Annotated in this window: 14 protein-coding genes; 7 read left to right on the plus strand and 7 right to left on the minus strand. The window is 60.3% G+C overall.

What is annotated here, in order from left to right:
* The first annotated feature begins 226 nt into the window (after positions 1-226).
* From KGB29_RS25915 to KGB29_RS25925, 3 genes are read left to right on the plus strand one after another with little or no spacing between them, the layout of a single operon-like run.
* Complete coding sequence (locus KGB29_RS25915; RefSeq protein ID WP_057713288.1) at positions 227-886, plus strand: paraquat-inducible protein A; 660 nt, start codon at positions 227-229, stop codon at positions 884-886.
* A complete protein-coding gene (locus KGB29_RS25920; RefSeq protein WP_150815036.1) occupies positions 873-1,496 on the plus strand; it encodes a paraquat-inducible protein A in 624 nt (207 codons plus the stop codon). Before KGB29_RS25915 ends, KGB29_RS25920 begins: the two co-directional genes overlap by 14 nt.
* A complete protein-coding gene (locus KGB29_RS25925; RefSeq protein WP_150815035.1) occupies positions 1,489-3,792 on the plus strand; it encodes an intermembrane transport protein PqiB in 2,304 nt (767 codons plus the stop codon). The genes KGB29_RS25920 and KGB29_RS25925 overlap by 8 nt, the downstream gene beginning before the upstream one ends.
* A gap of 205 nt (positions 3,793-3,997) precedes the next feature.
* Here KGB29_RS25925 and mksF read toward each other — a convergent pair whose 3' ends face one another.
* The 3 genes from mksF to mksB are packed head-to-tail and all read right to left on the minus strand — an operon-like array spanning position 3,998 to position 8,803.
* On the minus strand, positions 3,998-6,838 hold the full coding sequence (gene mksF / locus KGB29_RS25930) for an Mks condensin complex protein MksF (protein WP_057713290.1): 2,841 nt from the start codon (positions 6,836-6,838) through the stop codon (positions 3,998-4,000).
* Positions 6,835-7,536: an Mks condensin complex protein MksE gene (mksE, locus tag KGB29_RS25935; protein WP_090457698.1), complete on the minus strand. Its 702-nt coding sequence runs from the start codon at positions 7,534-7,536 to the stop codon at positions 6,835-6,837. Before mksE ends, mksF begins: the two co-directional genes overlap by 4 nt.
* Positions 7,526-8,803, minus strand: a complete 1,278-nt coding sequence (gene mksB, locus KGB29_RS25940) for an Mks condensin complex protein MksB (protein WP_174245530.1) — start codon at positions 8,801-8,803, stop codon at positions 7,526-7,528. The genes mksE and mksB overlap by 11 nt, the downstream gene beginning before the upstream one ends.
* A gap of 219 nt (positions 8,804-9,022) precedes the next feature.
* Between mksB and KGB29_RS25945 the strand changes: the two genes are divergently transcribed.
* Together KGB29_RS25945 and rimI are read left to right on the plus strand one after the other, a co-directional pair.
* Positions 9,023-9,769: a hypothetical protein gene (locus KGB29_RS25945; RefSeq protein ID WP_057713293.1), complete on the plus strand. Its 747-nt coding sequence runs from the start codon at positions 9,023-9,025 to the stop codon at positions 9,767-9,769.
* On the plus strand, positions 9,762-10,214 hold the full coding sequence (rimI, locus tag KGB29_RS25950) for a ribosomal protein S18-alanine N-acetyltransferase (RefSeq protein WP_007981794.1): 453 nt from the start codon (positions 9,762-9,764) through the stop codon (positions 10,212-10,214). Before KGB29_RS25945 ends, rimI begins: the two co-directional genes overlap by 8 nt.
* Before the next feature lie 101 nt (positions 10,215-10,315).
* On the opposite strand, the gene KGB29_RS25955 is transcribed toward rimI, so the two are convergent.
* Positions 10,316-10,723, minus strand: coding sequence for a serine kinase/phosphatase (locus KGB29_RS25955; RefSeq protein WP_150815034.1), 408 nt, complete (start codon positions 10,721-10,723; stop codon positions 10,316-10,318).
* Positions 10,724-10,892: 169 nt separating this feature from the next.
* Between KGB29_RS25955 and can the strand changes: the two genes are divergently transcribed.
* Complete coding sequence (gene can / locus KGB29_RS25960; protein ID WP_057713295.1) at positions 10,893-11,537, plus strand: carbonate dehydratase; 645 nt, start codon at positions 10,893-10,895, stop codon at positions 11,535-11,537.
* Positions 11,538-11,543: 6 nt separating this feature from the next.
* Here can and KGB29_RS25965 read toward each other — a convergent pair whose 3' ends face one another.
* The 3 genes from KGB29_RS25965 to KGB29_RS25975 all read right to left on the minus strand — a co-directional run bounded on the left by KGB29_RS25965 (position 11,544) and on the right by KGB29_RS25975 (position 15,054).
* Positions 11,544-12,068 (minus strand): hypothetical protein, encoded by a 525-nt coding sequence (locus tag KGB29_RS25965; protein ID WP_057713296.1) that lies wholly within the window; start codon positions 12,066-12,068, stop codon positions 11,544-11,546.
* A gap of 145 nt (positions 12,069-12,213) precedes the next feature.
* Positions 12,214-13,386: a hypothetical protein gene (locus KGB29_RS25970; protein WP_057713297.1), complete on the minus strand. Its 1,173-nt coding sequence runs from the start codon at positions 13,384-13,386 to the stop codon at positions 12,214-12,216.
* A gap of 249 nt (positions 13,387-13,635) precedes the next feature.
* Entirely contained in the window at positions 13,636-15,054 is a 1,419-nt protein-coding gene (locus KGB29_RS25975) for a short-chain fatty acid transporter (protein ID WP_057713298.1), read from the minus strand.
* A 202-nt stretch (positions 15,055-15,256) separates the two neighbouring features.
* On the opposite strand from KGB29_RS25975, the gene KGB29_RS25980 reads away from it, so the two are divergent.
* Entirely contained in the window at positions 15,257-16,567 is a 1,311-nt protein-coding gene (locus KGB29_RS25980; RefSeq protein WP_371319449.1) for an MFS transporter, read from the plus strand.
* Positions 16,568-16,769: the final 202 nt, after the last annotated feature.

Below are 16,769 nucleotides of genomic sequence, written 5' to 3' on the forward strand. Positions count from 1 at the left end.
TCCCGAACTCAGCAGTGAAACGATGCATCGCCGATGGTAGTGTGGGGTTTCCCCATGTGAGAGTAGGTCATCGTCAAGATTAAATTCCGAAACCCCTATCTGCGTATGCAGGTAGGGGTTTTGTTTTTGTCGTAGAAAAAGCACGATCAATCAAGCACAAATTGGCGCAGTTATTTTTGTCCCGGGACACTAGAATAGGTCCAACTTTTTCAGAGTCAGAGCGCTTATGCCGGATTCGGTTGACGCCAAAGAGCTGTCAGAAATACCACTGGAAAATCTGGTTGCCTGCCATGAGTGCGACTTGCTCATGCGTAAACCCGAACTCGCCCATGGCGAAAAAGCCATGTGCCCGCGCTGTGGCTACGAGCTTTATGCCAATCGGTACAACGTCGTACAGCGCAGTCTCGCCCTTGTCATAGCCGCCTTGTTGTTGTTTATTCCGGCGAACTTTTTACCCATCATGCAGCTCAATCTACTCGGGCAGTCTTCGCAAGACACTGTCTGGAGCGGCGTTGTCGCCCTTTTTGACACGGGTATGCAAAGCGTTTCAGTGATTGTATTCCTGTGCAGCATGGGGATCCCGCTGCTCAAGCTGCTGTGCCAACTGACCGTATTGTTGAGTATCCGTTTTGATGTCGGACGCAGCTACGGCTTGCTGCTCTATCGCATTTATCACCATATACGCGAATGGGGGATGCTCGAGGTTTACTTCATGGGCGTACTGGTGGCGATCGTAAAACTGGCAGATATGGCAGCCATCACCGTAGGCCTCGGCTTGGTGTGCTTCATTGGTTTGTTGCTGATTCAAGTCTGGCTGGAGGTCGTAATGTCTCCACACCAGATCTGGCAGGCGTTATCAGGAGAGGATGCCCATGCGGGCGATTGATGCGGGCATTCTGATTTGCAAGGAATGTCATGAATTGAACAGGCAGGAAGCTGATACCGATGAGCAAGCCTGTACGCGCTGCGGGGCGCTGGTACACGCCCGCAGCCCGAATAGCCTGGTGCGCACCTGGGCATTGCTGATTACCGCCGCCATTCTTTACATACCGGCCAATTTGCTGCCGATCATGACCGTGAACTCCTTGGGCAAAGGTGCGCCGAGCACGATCATGGCAGGTGTGATCGAACTGATGCACTACGGAATGTTCCCCATTGCGGCCGTGGTGTTTATCGCCAGTATCGTGGTGCCCACGTTCAAACTGGTGGGTATCGCTCTGCTGCTGTTTTCCGTGCAGCGCCGTCAGCCCCTTTCGGCTCGCCAGCGCATCTGGATGTACCGTTTCATTGAATTCATCGGCCGCTGGTCGATGCTCGATATCTTTGTGATTGCCATCCTCGTGGCTGTCGTGAATTTTGGGCGGCTTGCCAGCATCGAAGCCAATCTTGGCGCCATCGCTTTCGCCACGGTGGTGATTCTGACGATGCTTGCCGCGGTAACTTTTGATCCCCGACTGATTTGGGATAACACGGAGTCGGACGACGACCATGACTGATTTGCCTGTAGCGAAAACCCGACCGGCTTCGAACTGGTCTGCCATTTGGGTGTTGCCCCTGATCGCCTTGATCATCGGCGGCTGGCTCGGCTGGCGTGCCTATAACGAGACCGGTATCGAGATTCAGGTGCGTTTTGAGAGCGGCGAAGGCATTCAGGCCAACAAGACCGAAGTTGTCTATAAAGGCATGTCGGTCGGTAAGGTCAAAAGTCTCAAGCTTGATGACGAAGGCAGTTCCAAAGGCGTGATCGCCAGCATCGAAATGAACAAGGACGTAGAGCCATACCTGCGAACCAGCACGCGTTTCTGGCTGGTCAAGCCGAGCGTGACGCTGGCAGGGATTACCGGTCTCGAGACGCTGGTTTCAGGTAACTATGTCGCCATCAGCCCGGGGGAAGGCGAGCCGGTCCGCAAGTTCAAGGCCCTGGCCCAGGAACCGCCGCTCTCCGATGCCCAGCCCGGTCTGCACTTGACTATCAAGGCCGACCGCCTGGGCTCGCTGAACCGTGGCAGTCCGGTGTTTTACAAACAGATCAAAGTGGGCCAGATCAAAAGCTATGTATTGTCCGAGGACCAGAACACTGTCGAGCTCAAGGTCTTCATTGAGCCGACTTACGCCAAACTGGTGCGCAAACACACACGTTTCTGGAATGCCAGCGGCATCAGCATCGACGCCAATCTGTCGGGTGTGAAGGTCCGCAGTGAGTCCCTGGCCAGCATCGTCGCCGGTGGTATTGCGTTCGCCACACCCGAAAACCGCAAGGACAGTCCGCCTACCGATCCGAGCCTGCCGTTCAGACTCTATGAAGACTTTGACGCCGCCGCCGCCGGTATCCGGGTGAAGGTCAAGCTCAGTGATTTCGACGGCTTGCAGGCCGGTCGCACACCGGTGATGTACAAGGGTATTCAGGTGGGCAGCCTGAAAACGCTGAAGGTCGATGCGGATCTGTCTGGCGCAACCGCCGAGTTGACGATGGACCCATTGGCCGAGGATTACCTGGTCGAAGGTACCCAGTTCTGGGTGGTCAAGCCGTCGATTTCCCTGGCGGGGATTACCGGTCTCGAGGCGTTGGTCAAAGGTAACTACATCGCTGTGCGGCCTGGCGACAAGGGTTCGGCGCCACAGCGGGAGTTTGTAGCCCGGGCCAAGGCACCGCCGCTGGATCTGCGTGCACCGGGCCTGCACCTTGTTTTGTTCACGGAAAACCTCGGTTCGCTGGAAGTCGGCAGCCCGGTTCTCTACAAGCAGGTCAAAGTCGGCTCCGTACAGAGCTATCAGTTCTCCCGCAAAAAGAAACAACTGATCATTGGCGTACACATCGAGAAGGAATATGAAGGCCTGGTCAACGCCTCGACGCGCTTCTGGAACGCCAGTGGCATCACCCTCACGGGCGGACTGACCGGCGGGGTCCAGGTTAAAAGCGAGTCATTGCAGAGCTTGATGGCCGGCGGCATCGCCTTCGAGACCCCGCAGGACAACGCCCCGTTGCAGAAGCGTATTCCACGTTTCCGTCTGTTCGCGAACCATGAAGACGCTACGCAGAAGGGCGAAGTCATCACGCTCAAGCTCGATCGCGCTGATGGCCTGCGTACCGGCACTCCGATTCGTTTCAAGGGGCTGGATGTCGGGAAGGTGGAGGATGTCGATCTCAGCGAGGACCTGCAATCGGTGCTGTTGACCGCGCGGATTACCGAAGTGCCAGAGCGCATTGCCCGGGTCGGCAGTCAGTTCTGGGTGGTCAAGCCTGAACTGGGCCTGATCAAGACGTCCAACCTCGAAACCCTGGTGACCGGGCAATACATCGAGGTACAACCGGCGCCGAAGAACCTGGGACCGCAGAAGAACTTTGTCGTTTTGGCCGCCGCGCCCGAAACTGCCAAGCAGGAAGCGGGATTGAGTGTGGTGCTGAGCGCGGCACGTCGTGGTTCGCTGAAGGCCGGGGTGCCGGTGACGTATCGCGAAATCACCGTGGGCAAGGTGACCAGTTATGAACTGGGCCAGACCGCTGATCGCGTGCTGATCCATATCCTGATCGAGCCGAAGTACGCGCCATTGGTACGCAGCGGTACACGATTCTGGAACACCAGCGGTTTCGACTTCGATGTCGGCCTGTTCAAAGGTGCAACGGTGCGTACTGAATCACTGGAGACGATGATTCAGGGCGGTGTCGCCTTTGCCACGCCGGATGGCGAGCGCATGGGTAGCCCGGCGCGACCGGAGCAGACGTTCGCGCTGTTCGACAAGTTCGAAGAGGAGTGGCTGGGCTGGGCGCCGAAGATTTCACTCGGTAAGTAGTTTTCTGGCGTCTGTGATGACGCCTTCGCGGGCAAGCCCGCTCCCACAGGGGGACTGGGTTGTTCCTGAAGATATGCGATCAAATGTAGGAGCGGGCTTGCCCGTGAAGAGGCCCTGAAGTTCACTGCAAAGCTAAATCACACACCTATGAAAAAAGGCCGCGATCCATTGGACCGCGGCCTTTTTATTGCCTTCGATTCAAGCCTCAGACCGCATCCAGCTCCGGTTCATCCGCTTGTTCGTTGATCGTCGCCCTTACCTGATCGTGACGACGGATGTACTTCCAGTCCGCCTCATCGATGTAGATGCCAGCCGGACCGCTGCCACCTTCCAGGTCGATGGCGACACTGGCGCAGACCTGCGGCTTCACGCTCGCCAGGATCGGTACGAAGCCCAGTTGCAGGCTGGTTTCCAGCAATGCGGCCTGGTTCTTCTCATCGATGTCCGCCGCCTCGTCGAGGTAGTACGGCAGGCGCACGCGACCTGCCTGGTCACGGTCCATCAAGTGCAGCAACAAGTACATGTTGGTCAGCGCCTTGATGGTCATGGTGGTGCCGTTGGACGCCGCGCCGTCGATGTCGGTGTGGATCACCGGTTGGCCGTTGACCTTGGTGATCTCGAACGCCAGTTCGAACAAGTCCTTGAGGCCGAGCTGGTTGTGGTTGGCCGCCACCAGCCGCGCCAGGTATTCCTTGGCCTCTTCGTTCTTGTTGTCCTGCTCGGCACTTTGGCTCAGATCGAAGACCGACAGGGTTTCGCCTTCTTCGTATTGACCGGCGCTGTGAATGATCTGGTCGATGTGCTTGAGCGCTTCCTTGTTCGGTGCGAGCACGATGCGGAAGCTTTGCAGGTTGGAGACCTGGCGTTTGTTGATCTCGCGGTTGAACAGTGCCAGTTGGTGTTCGAGGCTGTCATAGTCGCTGCGGATGTTGCGCAGGGTCCGGGCGATGTCCGTCACGGCGGCACGGCGAGCCTTGCCCAGGGTCAGGGCTTCGTCGGTACGGTGCGCATAGGCGTTGATCAGCAGTTGCAGGCGACGCTCCATATCGTCTTCGCTGTCGAACTTGGCCACGCCCTTGAGGCGTACCTGGGCGTACAGCGCTTCGATCTGGCCGTCGGCCCGCAGCAGGCCTTGCCAGCTGTCCTGATAGTCGTTGAGCAATGGCAGCAGGTTGTCCATGGAATCGTCGATCGGGTCCATGAACGGTGTGCCGAACGGCAGGTCCGCCGGCAACAACTGGCGCCGGCGCAGGGCGTCGTCGAGGGTGCGTTGCTTGGCTTCCATGTCGCCGATCTGGCGGCCGACCAGTTGCAGCTTGGCCGACAGTTGCTGGACGCGCTCGGTAAAGGCATCGCTGGAACGCTTCAATTCGTCCTGTGCGGCTTCCATCTGTGCCATCTGTTCCAGCTTGTCGCCTTCCTCGGCGCTCAGGGTTTGCGCGCGACGGAAATCTTCCAGGGCTTTCTGCGCATCCAGCACTTGCTGGTACAGCACTTCGGTCTGGGTCTTGCTCGCGGCGCGGTCGGCCGCCACGGCCTGCTGGGTCTTCAGTTGCTTGAGTTCTTTGTCCAGGCGCTCCTTCTGGTCGCGCAGGGCTGCGCGGTCAGCCAAGGCCTGCAGCGCCGGTGGTTCGATGTGCGAGATGTCGATGGACAGGCCCGGCACTTCGAAGCGTTCGCCTTTGAAACCGTCGAGGATCAGCTCCACGGATTTGACCCACTCGCCGTCGTCGTCGAGGGTGATGCCGTGTTCACCCAGCGGCAGGCTGAACAGTGCGCTGTTGAACAGACGCATCAGGCGTTCGACGTCTTGCTGCGAGAATTCTTCACGCAGACGGGCGTAGCTGTTGTTGTCGGCGTGATCGAGCTGTTGCTTGACCGACTTCAGGCGTTTTTCCAGGTCGCGCAGGCGCTCGTCCAGGTCTTCGGCGCTGAACTGGCGGGACTGTGCCAGCGCACCGGCCAGTTCATCGTGAGCGTCCTTGGCGGCCAGCAGCTGCTGCTCCAGCACCTTGACGTCATCGACCAGGGCAAAGCGATGCTTGAGCACCGACAATTCGCCGAGCCAGCGCTGGATGCCGGTGATTTCCCGTTCCAGACGCATCAGTTCCTGGGTGCCACCGCGCTGGTCGTTTTGCAGGGCATCCTGCTCGTTGCGGTAGTGCTCGGCCTGAATGGTCAGCTCTTCCTTGCGCGCACTGGCGTAGTCCGACCAGGTGCCCAGCAGCGAATCGAGCAGGGGCGAGATCCGGTGCAGCTTGCCACGCAGGATGTCGCGTTGCTTCACGCCGTTGGCCAGGGCTTCGACCAGCGGGCCGGCGGCGACCAGCGAGTTGTAGTCCTGCTCCATGCGTCGTACATCGCGGAACGCTTCTTCGCACGCGGCGATGTAGTCGACGCTGCCGGAACGCAGGCTGTGTTCGAAGGCATCGAGGAACAGCTGCTTGAGCTTGGCCGCGGTGATTTCGCGCATGTGCAGCAGGTTGATGAACAGGGCGCGGAAGGTCTTCAGGCTTTGCTCACTGGTGGAGCGTAGCGGGATCAACGTCAGGTCCAGAGGGATCGAAGTGTGACCGCCAACCAGTAGGCGGCGCAGTTCGTCCGGCTTGAGTTCGTAGGCTTTCAGGCCTTCGCGCTCAAGGTTGGTGAACAGTTCTTTCTGACGCAGGCAGGTGTCGTTTTTCTGGTAGTGGGCCAGGTCCAGTTTGCCGGCATAGGCAAAGAACTGGTGACCGAAGCCGCCGCCCGGGCCGCGGCCGACCACACCGATCACGTGGGGGCCGTGGGGCAGGTTCACCTCCACCAGGATGTAGCTGGTGTCCGAGGCGAAGTAGAAGCGCCGGGACTGCTCCAGGCTGTACTTGCCGAAGCTCATGTCCGACATGCGCGCCAGGATCGGGAACTGCAGGGCGTTGATCGAGGCGGATTTACCCAGGTTGTTGGCGCCGTATACCGATAGCGGCTCTTCCAGCGGGAACAGGCCGAGGCTGTAGCCGGCGGTGTTCAAAAGGGCAAAGCGGCGGATGCCGTAACGTTCCTTGCTCATGCGTCGAGCTCCTGTTCTTCGGCGATGGCGCGGGCCAGTGCGTCTTCTTCGCTTTCGTCTTCAAAACCCGCGAGGTCGAGCGGGTCATCGGTCTGCAACAACTTTTCGTCGCTGTCTTCGTCGATCAGGACCGGCACCGGCAACGGCAGGACACTGTGCAGGCTGGCGGCCAGGTCGCGGTCCTGCTGTACCGACAGGCACACATCGAGGAAACGGTGCATCGGCGGCAGGAAACGGTAGACGCCGTTCTCTTCGCTGGCGAAACCGAGCTGAGTCATGCGGCGCATGATCTTTTCTTCGAGCTCGTCCTGGGTCTGCACTTCGGCCTGGATGAACAGGTCGCGGTACTTTTCCAGCAGCGACGGCAATTCATCGCGACCGAGGCTGCCGCCGTCGAGCACGGCGATCGGGTCGCGGCCCTGATCGGCCAGGTGTTCGACGAGGATAAAGGTGAACAGCGCCAGACGCTGGGCGGTCTTGTTCACCGCCGCCGCCGCGAGGTCCGGCACGAAGTAGTAGAAGCCACGGGTGTCGCAGACCAGTTCAAAGCCCAGGGCCTTGAACAGCGTGCGGTACTGGTCCTGGAAGTTCGACAACTGTGCGTACAGCTCCGGATCGCGGCGGCTGACGTGATAACCCTTGAACAGCTCGCGAAAGATCGGCGCCAGCTGGGACAGTTCGGATAGATCAAGATGCATAGGGAGTGCTCGCAGAATCCTCGGCGGCGGTGTCGCTGACCGAGAGCAGGGCGAAGGAGCGCAGGCTGACCTGGTGCTCGTGAGTATGGTATTCGCGACGTTCCAGACGCTCGCGCTTGAAGCGTTTTTCCCGCGACAGGCGCGAGAACCAGTACAGCAATTCGTCGGTGGCGCCGTCCGGTTCCTGCTCCAGCAGCCAGGTCATCAGGTCCGGCATCGGCAGGGCGTCTTCGCAGCGCTCGAGCATTTCCCGAACGGTGCGTGGCGCCCGTGGCGCTTCGCCTTTCTGGGTCTTGTGAGCCTTGGGGAAGCGCGCCGGTTTCGGTTCGAAGCGGGCCAGGGCATAAACGTAGGCTTCGACCTGGCTGGCACTGCCGAGGAAGGTGCTCTGTGGGCGAGTGAACATCGGCATCGCCGCTTGTGGCACGGCGTCGATGCCTTTGCGGCGGATCATCGACAGGGCCAATGCGGCGCCACGGGTCACGGCGTTGTGCCGGCGCGCTTCTTCGCGCAGCGGCAGCAGCAGCTCGCGGGCGTGACGCAGGGTCAGCTGGGCGCTGGTCTGCATTTCGAGGATGCGCGCGTGGGTGCGCAGCAACATGTCGTCGTCGACCAGATGGCCGAGGCGCTGCTGTTCGCTGAGCATCTTCAGCAGGACGGTTTCGACCTTGCGCACGCCTTGTTCGAAGGCGCCGTCGGCGTTCACCAGATCAATCATTGGCTCGACGTATTCGTCCCAGGTCGCCAGCACTTCAGCATAACGCTGGCGCAACGGAATCTGCCGGTCGCTGGTTTTCGCCCGTTCGGCGACGGCCACCAGTGCCTGTTCGTCGTTATCGAGTTTTTTCAGCACGTCACGCACGCGCATGTCGAGCAGGCGCAATTGGCGGGCGAGGTCGTTGCCGTCGCGGATATCGAATGCGTCCTGGATATAACCGGCCAGACGCTCGAGGTGGCGCAGGTAGGCTTCGATCTCCAGGCACAGCCCCAGACGGTGTTCACGGCGCAGATAGGCGAGGAAGTCGTGAATCTGCGCATTGAGCTCGAAACGGTTCGGGCTTTTGGCCACGGGAACCAGGATGTCGAGGCGAATCCACACATCCAGCAGGCTGGTGATGTCCTGCGGCGTACTGTCGAGTTGCTGGGCGGCCAGTTGCGTGCGCAGTTCGTTCAGGCTCAGTGTGCCTTGGTCGAAGTGCTCGCACAGTGGCTCCAGAAGTGCCCAGTGTTCAGCGAGGGCGCGCAAGACGCGCTTGGGTTCGATCATCGGAATGGCCGGCTGGTTGGCGATTAAAAGCCGCGATTGTACTGCATCGGGGGCAATGCGATTCACTCTCGGGACGGACTGTCGCCTTCTTTTCGGTAAGGTGCATCGATCAACTGCGGGCGATCTTCAGCGAACGGCGGTAGAATCAGCGCACTTTAGTTATCCACAAGTGGCCGACCTTTGCTTATCGAGTCCCGTCGTCGCGCTTATCTGGCCGCCATGCAGGTGGTCAACTGGCTGCCGCGCACCGAATTGCCCTTTGCCGCGCCGTCGCGGCCCGAGCTGCTGGAGATTCCCGAGCCGGTTGTGGTCGCGCCTGTCGTGCCCGCTGTTGTGGCCGATACGCCCGTGGCGCCTGTGGCCAAGCCGGCCGAGCGGGTGAAGATCGAGGTGCCACGGCCATCGCTGGCCAGCACCCGCACCGGCGCGAAACCGGTGGAAGAGGCCGAAGAGACGCCAGCCGTGGTCAAGGCACCCATCGTGCCGCCCCCGCGTTTCGCCCTGCAATTATTGCGGGCCGGGCGTTGCCTGCTGCTGGTGGAGTTACCCACAGGTGAATCCTTCCAGACTCGCGATCCTGCCTACCTGCTGCTCAAGGACATGCTGCGCGCCGCCGGTCTGCCGGACAGCCCGCAGATCGTCGGTGAGCCGGTGCGTTGGCCGCTGTTGGTGCGTGGCACGATGGATCAGGGCCCGGAAGCGGCCCGCGACTTCGTGCAAGGTTTTCTCTCGGTGCGCATGGAAGAAACGCCCTGCGCCTGCTTGTGGCTGATCGGCTTGCCTGCGGTGCGATTTGCTGGCGAAGCGGATGCCGAGGCGTTCAATCGCGAATTGCAGATCGAAGGCCTGGGCTCGGCCTGGGCGGTGCCGGGCCTGGAATTATTAATGGAAGAGCCACAGCGTAAGGCTGATGTCTGGCAAGCCATGCGTCGGCTGATGGCGCGCTGGAAAGAATCGAATGAGTGACGCTGTATCGTTTCGCCCGATGACCGAGGCGGACCTGGAAGCTGTACTGAAAATCGAATATGCGGCCTATAGCCATCCCTGGACCCGCGGGATTTTCCTCGATGGCCTGGGCAAGTATCAGATCTGGCTGATGTTCGAAGGTCAGCAACAGGTCGGCCACGGTGTGGTGCAGATCATCCTCGACGAGGCGCACCTGCTCAACATTACGGTCAAGCCGGAAAACCAGGGGCGTGGCCTGGGGCTGACATTGCTTGAGCATTTGATGTCGATCGCCTACAAGGCAGACGCCCGGGAGTGTTTCCTGGAAGTGCGCGACAGCAATACCGCGGCGTTCAAGCTGTATGAGCGATATGGTTTCAACGAGATCGGCCGGCGTCGGGATTACTACCCGGCGGTGGGCGGGCGCGAAGATGCGGTGGTCATGGCCTGCACTTTGGTGGATTGAGCCTCAAAAGCTTCGCGAGCAAGCCCGCTCCCACATTTGGAATGCATTCCCGCTGTGGGAGCGGGCTTGCTCGCGAAGGCGGCTGAACAGGCACTAAAAGATTATCGCTTGCCGTCCATCGGATCGCGCTGAGCCAGTTCAGCCTCATCCAGGCCATTGCCACCGCCGATCTCGTCCTCGTCGACGATGCTCAGGTCCCAATCCGCACGGCTATCATTGCCCGCCTCGTGGGCATCCCGGGCGCCGTCCTCGCGGATCAGGGTTTCCGGGCTCAGATCGTCATCGGTAGGTTGATGGTCACCGGTCGAGGCAGCAGCGGTCAGGCCCGCTTCACGTCCGCGCTGGCGCGACAGCAGTCGCTCGCGCTCCTTTTCCGGCAGTTCGTCACCGATTCTGGTGCTGGGTTCTTCAGCGTCGAAATCCAGCTCACGCACCGAGCCCATGCGGTCTTCGTTGTCATCGACGGGTTCCGGTTGCACCGCATCGTACGGACGTCGTGAATCATTCATGGCAATTCCTCATACTGTAGTCCCTACTACGGTTGACCCCCGTGGCTACCGAGAATTCCACCGGCATGGAGCCCCGTGTTCCGGATCAGGAGAGCATCTGCATTTTCGCGCGTGACCCCGACGGACGGTTGTCAGTCAAAGCTGCGCATCATTCTTGAGGCTTCAAAGCATGAACGAATTACAAGATCTGATTGATAACAACGAGCGTTGGGCCGCTGCGATCAAGGAGGAAGATCCTGACTTCTTCGCCAAGCTGGCTCGCCAACAGACCCCAGAGTTCCTGTGGATCGGTTGTTCCGACGCCCGGGTGCCGGCCAACGAGATCGTCGGCATGCTGCCGGGCGATCTGTTCGTACACCGTAATGTGGCCAACGTCGTGCTGCACACCGACCTCAACTGCCTGTCGGTGATTCAGTACGCGGTCGATGTGCTCAAGGTCAAACACATCCTTGTCACCGGCCATTATGGCTGCGGCGGTGTGCGCGCTTCGATGCAGGATCGCCAGTTCGGCCTGATCGACGGCTGGCTGCGTTCGATTCGCGATCTCTACTACGAGAAGCGCGAAGAGCTGGCCAAACTGGCCACCGAAGAGGAACAGGTCGACCGCCTCTGCGAACTCAACGTGATTCAGCAAGTGGCCAACGTCGCCCATACCAGCATTGTGCAAAATGCCTGGCACCGCGGGCAGAGCCTGTCGGTCCACGGTTGCATCTACGGCATCAAGGACGGTCGCTGGAAAAGCCTGAACACCACCATCAGCGGCTTCGAGCAACTGCCGCCGCAGTACCGCCTGCGTCCGGTCGACCCTCAGTAATACCCGTCAATAATGACGTTGCCGACGCCAGCGTTGCAGAAACGCCTGGCCGTCGGCGTTTGGCGACTCGTCGTAGCCGGTAATCCAGCCACGGCACTCGTATGAGCCGCACTGGCAGGCAAATTGGCGTTGCAGTTTGTCTTCGGTGGCGGCGAAGTCCATGGTCAGCCAGTCCCCCTTGCTGATGTCCTTCAGCGCCCATAACCACAACTCGCTCAAGTCCAGAAAGACATTGGGGTCGCAGGAGTGTCGCAACAGTCCGCAGAAGCGCGGGTCGTAGACGTGTATGCCCGGGGCGAGCTGGCGGGTATGCCGGCAGCGGTAGGGCAGCAAATGCCCCGACGCCCGGCAGATACGGGTGATTCGCGGGAATTCGCGCCGTGCGGCAATACCCGTGGCTTCGCCCTTGGCGTTTTCAATGATTTCGAAGTCGGCCAGGGAAGGAAATCCCAGGCGAACGGGCAGCTCCGAAAAGGGGTAAACACCTTGCGGCGGTTGTGGGCGCTTTCGTTGAGGGGCGTGAGCTTTCATAACAATCCCTGTCTGCTGGGTGCTGCGACTTCCTTGCACCGACGGTCCTGTCAGCACAGCAGCACATGGGTTCAGCCCAAGCCTCTCGCAGATACCACGGGCGGTCTACTGTCATAAGTGACAGATTTTTTCGCCGTTCATCGGGTTACAGCGGCGGAGCAGGTTTCGCCGTGGCGGGTGCCGGGGCCTTGAGCTGCTTGAGCTGGGACACGATCGAAGCTGTCGCGCATTTGCCCACAGCCTGTTGGGGCGACAGGTTGCGGATCGAGGTGTAGAACAGCTCGCAGGTTTTTTCTTTCTGGGCCACTTGCCAGGTTTGCCTGCAGGTATTGAGCTCAACGTCCGGATTGCTGTCCGGTTGGCGGCCCATGGCGGCCTGCCAGCACGCAGCACTCAAATCCTGACCCATGACTTTCAGGCCTGCCGCATCGGCCTTGGCCTGGGCGTCACTGCCGGTGTAGCTTGCCGGATCGGCGGCATACCAAATGTAGCTCGGATGGTTGGAGCCCAGCACGGGGACTTTCACGCCGTTGTCCGGGGTGATCTGGACCAGGCCCAACACGTTCACCGTCTGCCCGTATTGCTCTTTGATCCAGTTACGCACCGGTGCGCCGAAGGCGACCATCGGCAGGGCTGCGCCGCTGGCGTTCAGGCTGACTTCCTTGACCATGGTGGTCTGGTAATCCTTGAAGTAGCCGTAGACGCCTTCGAGGTCTTTGCCCGCGTTGGACGGCGCGGCAATCGGGGCGATGTCGATGATTGTCTGGTAGCCCGGCGTCTGCCCGGCCGGGATGCCGTTGGCAGTCAGCAGCGTGGCCCAGCGATCCGTAGTGGCGGACCTCAGGTAATCCTGGGCCTGGGTCAGCGAATAGTCTGGCGGGAAGTGCAGCAGTTCGACGCTTTTGCGGTTTTCCAGGGCCATGCCCAACGGCAGGAACAGGTACCAGCTATACGCCCACTTGCCATCGGCATTCAGTTTGCTGGCGCCGTTGTAGGCCAGGTCACCGGCGTCGAGCAGCGCGGCCAGAGGCTTTTCATAGCCGTTGGGTACGCCGCTGATTTCGGCATAAAGCTGATTGTTATCGGTCTTGATCAGAACCTTCGCCCCGGTGTAGCCATCACGCTGCACGCTTTGGGTCAGGTAATGCTCGACGGTCTGTTCAAGTGTCCAGTTGCGAAAGCAGATCACGTTGCAGTTGTTGGGATAGGCGAAGAGACGGGTAACGCGTTCGGTACTGCCCAGTTTCAGGGCGACATCGGCGTGGGCAGCGGCGCTCAGGGTGAGGGCCGCGAGAGTCAGTCCTGCAAGTTTTAGCATGCTCAGATCCTTTTCAGCGTGGTTTCCCGTTGGCGTGGGTGCTACATACTGAAACCGCAGGCGGCGGTTGGTCTAGAGGGGGGAGGTAAAAAGCTGTCAGGCAACGTGCACTCTCAATGTGGGAGAAACCACAGTGGGAGCGGGTTTGCTCGCGATGGCGTCGGCACATTCAGTATCAATATGTCAGTGACATTGTCATCGCGAGCAAGCTCGCTCCCACAGGGTTCTATGTCATCACCACCATTTGGGTCACGGCATCACCGGCGGCGTATACGTCAGCGTCGTGCCCAGTGCCCACAGCAAAAACAGCACCAGTGGCGTGTGCACCAGCAACTGCACGAACGAGAAACCGATCAGGTCCCGCGCCTTCAACCCCAGTACGCCCAGCAACGGCAGCATGTAGAACGGATTGATCAGGTTCGGCAAGGCTTCGGCAGCGTTGTAGATCTGTACGGCCCAGCCCAGGTGATAGTTCAGGTCATTGGCCACCTGCATCACGTACGGCGCTTCGATGATCCACTTGCCGCCGCCGGACGGAATGAAGAAGCCGAGGATCGCCGAGTACACACCCATCAGCAGGGCATAGGTGTCGTGGGAGGCAATACTGACGAAAAAGGTCGAGATGTGGTGCGCCAGGGTCTGCGCATCGGCACCCTTGACCGTGGTCATCAGTGCGGCGATCGAGCCGTACAGCGGGAACTGGATCAACACACCGGTGGTGGTCGGTACCGCACGGGACACGGCATCCAGAAAGCTGCGCGGACGCCAGTGCAGCAGCGCACCCAGCATGATGAACAGGAAGTTGTAGGTGTTCAGCCCGGAAATCGCGCTGATGGCCGGTTTGGTCGAGAACTCATGGAACAGCCATCCGGCTGCCAGCAGCACCAGCAGAATCGTCAGCAGCGGGCTGTGTTCCAGCCATTCGCCGGGGCGGGTGCGTGGTTGCAGCGGTGGCAGGTTGAAGCTTGGGTCGATCCCGCAGGCGTTGGCGTCTCGCGCGGAGTTCGGGCCGGGGGCGGTGGCGTAGGCAACGATCAGTGAAACGATGATCAGAGCCAGCAACATCACACCGGACTGCCAAAGAAAGATCGTCTGGGTGAAAGGGATCACCCCGGTGATCGACAGGATCGACGGCGGCAGGCTGGCCGGGTTGGCCTGCAATTGCGCAGCGGACGATGACAGGCCCAGGGCCCAAACCGCGCCGAGGCCCAGGTAGACAGCGGCACCAGCGGCGCGGTAGTCCATCTTCAGATCGGTTCTGCGGGCCAGAGCGCGCACCAGCAAACCGCCGAACACCAGCGACAGACCCCAGTTCAGCAGCGACGCAACCATGGAAATCAGCGCCACCCAGGCCACGGCGGAGCGGCCGTTTTTCGGGATTTTCGCCAGGCGGTCGATCAGCTTCACCGCCGGTGGCGAACTGGCGACCACGTAACCACCGATTACCACGAACGCCATCTGCATGGTGAACGGGATCAGGCTCCAGAAGCCGTCACCGAACGCCACCGCGGCATCGGTGGGCTTGGCACCCATCGCCATGGTGGCCAGGGCCACGATAATCACCGCCAGGGCAGCAAACACCCAGGAGTCGGGAAACCAGCGTTCGGCAAAACTTGAACAGCGCAGGGCAAAGCGGGCGGAGCGGCTATCTTCGATATCAGCGGCCACGGGGGGTACCTCGGATTTATTATGTTTGTAGTGGTCTTCGGGGCAGTAACCGCCCGTCTGGACAGGCGCCAACATTAATTCAAGCCGAGGACTTTTGTGGGGCTGTTTCGTGGCTATGGGACTTTGGTCTAACGGGTTGTCCGCCGGTGCATTTGCGTAGACCATGGGCGCCTTGGTTTTTGCCTGTGCCAGAGTTCTTTTCATGACTAACACCGATTCGCGCCCGACGCCGTTCAGCCGCTCGGACTACAAGACCCTGGGGCTCGCCGCTCTCGGCGGGGCGCTGGAAATCTACGACTTCATCATCTTCGTGTTTTTCGCCCTGACCCTCAGCCAGTTGTTCTTCCCGCCGGAAATGCCCGAGTGGCTTCGATTGCTGCAAAGCTTCGGGATCTTCGTCACCGGTTACCTGGCGCGACCGCTGGGGGGCATCCTGATGGCGCACTTCGCCGACCGACTGGGGCGAAAGAAAGTCTTCAGCCTGAGCATCCTGATGATGGCGTTGCCCTGCCTGCTGATCGGGATCATGCCGACCTACGCGCAAATTGGCTATTTCGCACCCTTGCTGCTGTTGGCCCTGCGCATCCTCCAAGGCGCGGCGGTGGGCGGTGAGGTACCCAGTGCCTGGGTATTCGTCGCCGAGCACGCGCCCATCGCCCATCGCGGCTATGCCCTGGGTTTCCTTCAAGCGGGGCTGACCTTCGGTTACCTGATCGGTGCTTTGACCGCAACCTTCCTGGCGCAGGCGTTCACTGCGGCGGAAATCCTCGATTACGCCTGGCGTTATCCCTTCCTGTTGGGCGGCGTGTTTGGGGTGATTGGCGTGTGGCTGCGTCGCTGGCTCAGCGAAACTCCAGTGTTCACGGCCATGCAGGCGCAGCGCGAGGCAGCCGGCGAATTGCCGCTGCGTACGGTCTTGCGCGAGCATCGCCTGGCCATTTTGCCGGCGATGATTCTCACCTGTGTGCTGACCTCGGCCGTGGTGGTGTTCGTGGTCATCACCCCGACCATGATGCAGAAAACCTTTGGCATGACCGCCAGCCATACCTTCGCCTTGAGCGCACTGGGCATCGTGTTCCTGAACATCGGCTGCGTGCTCGCCGGGCTGCTGGTCGATCGCATCGGCGCCTGGCGCACGGTGATGCTCTATAGCCTGCTGCTGCCGCTGGGCATCGGCGTGCTGTATGCCTGCCTGATCATGGGCGGCGACTGGATCGGCCTGGCCTACGCGGTGGCCGGGCTGTCCTGCGGGGTAGTTGGCGCGGTGCCATCGGTGATGGTCAGCCTGTTCCCGGCGCGGATTCGCGTTTCGGGGATCTCGTTCACCTACAACATTGCCTATGCCGCATGGGCGAGTGTCACACCGCTGTTGTTGATCGGTCTGATGCCATGGAGTCCATGGATCTGCGTGATGTTCAGTGCGGTGATGGGGGTGGTGGGCATGGGCAGTGCGGCGTACTTCGGTGCGCGGATGCCGAGAATCGCAGGCTGTCCTGTGGCTGGCGCGCATTGATCGGGCATGTCGTATCTATTTTTTGTAGGACAAGCCTGAAGCACGCTTAAGAAAATGTTTCCAAGGCCGATGGTTAGGCTGCATATCGCTTTCTACCCCTGTCCATCGGTGCTTTCCCATGTTCAATAAACGCTTGAAGCAGGAGCTGTCGGCTCTTCGTGAAGAACTCTCCAGCCTCCAGCAAGTGAAGGAAAGTCTGGAA

The sequence above is a fragment of the Pseudomonas sp. BF-B-30 genome (genome assembly GCF_019956305.1).
GTDB classification, from domain to species: domain Bacteria; phylum Pseudomonadota; class Gammaproteobacteria; order Pseudomonadales; family Pseudomonadaceae; genus Aquipseudomonas; species Aquipseudomonas jessenii.

Bases quoted from the DNA above. Each gene is read 5' to 3' on its own strand.
- KGB29_RS25915 (WP_057713288.1), top strand. From the start codon at position 227: ATGCCGGATTCGGTTGACGCCAAAGAGCTGTCAGAAATACCACTGGAA.
- mksE (WP_090457698.1), bottom strand. From the start codon at position 7,536: ATGCATCTTGATCTATCCGAACTGTCCCAGCTGGCGCCGATCTTTCGC.
- KGB29_RS25920 (WP_150815036.1), top strand. From the start codon at position 873: ATGCGGGCGATTGATGCGGGCATTCTGATTTGCAAGGAATGTCATGAA.
- KGB29_RS25955 (WP_150815034.1), bottom strand. From the start codon at position 10,723: ATGAATGATTCACGACGTCCGTACGATGCGGTGCAACCGGAACCCGTC.
- rimI (WP_007981794.1), top strand. From the start codon at position 9,762: ATGAGTGACGCTGTATCGTTTCGCCCGATGACCGAGGCGGACCTGGAA.
- KGB29_RS25980 (WP_371319449.1), top strand. From the start codon at position 15,257: ATGACTAACACCGATTCGCGCCCGACGCCGTTCAGCCGCTCGGACTAC.
- KGB29_RS25925 (WP_150815035.1), top strand. From the start codon at position 1,489: ATGACTGATTTGCCTGTAGCGAAAACCCGACCGGCTTCGAACTGGTCT.
- mksB (WP_174245530.1), bottom strand. From the start codon at position 8,803: ATGATCGAACCCAAGCGCGTCTTGCGCGCCCTCGCTGAACACTGGGCA.
- mksF (WP_057713290.1), bottom strand. From the start codon at position 6,838: ATGAGCAAGGAACGTTACGGCATCCGCCGCTTTGCCCTTTTGAACACC.
- KGB29_RS25965 (WP_057713296.1), bottom strand. From the start codon at position 12,068: ATGAAAGCTCACGCCCCTCAACGAAAGCGCCCACAACCGCCGCAAGGT.
- KGB29_RS25945 (WP_057713293.1), top strand. From the start codon at position 9,023: ATGCAGGTGGTCAACTGGCTGCCGCGCACCGAATTGCCCTTTGCCGCG.
- KGB29_RS25970 (WP_057713297.1), bottom strand. From the start codon at position 13,386: ATGCTAAAACTTGCAGGACTGACTCTCGCGGCCCTCACCCTGAGCGCC.
- can (WP_057713295.1), top strand. From the start codon at position 10,893: ATGAACGAATTACAAGATCTGATTGATAACAACGAGCGTTGGGCCGCT.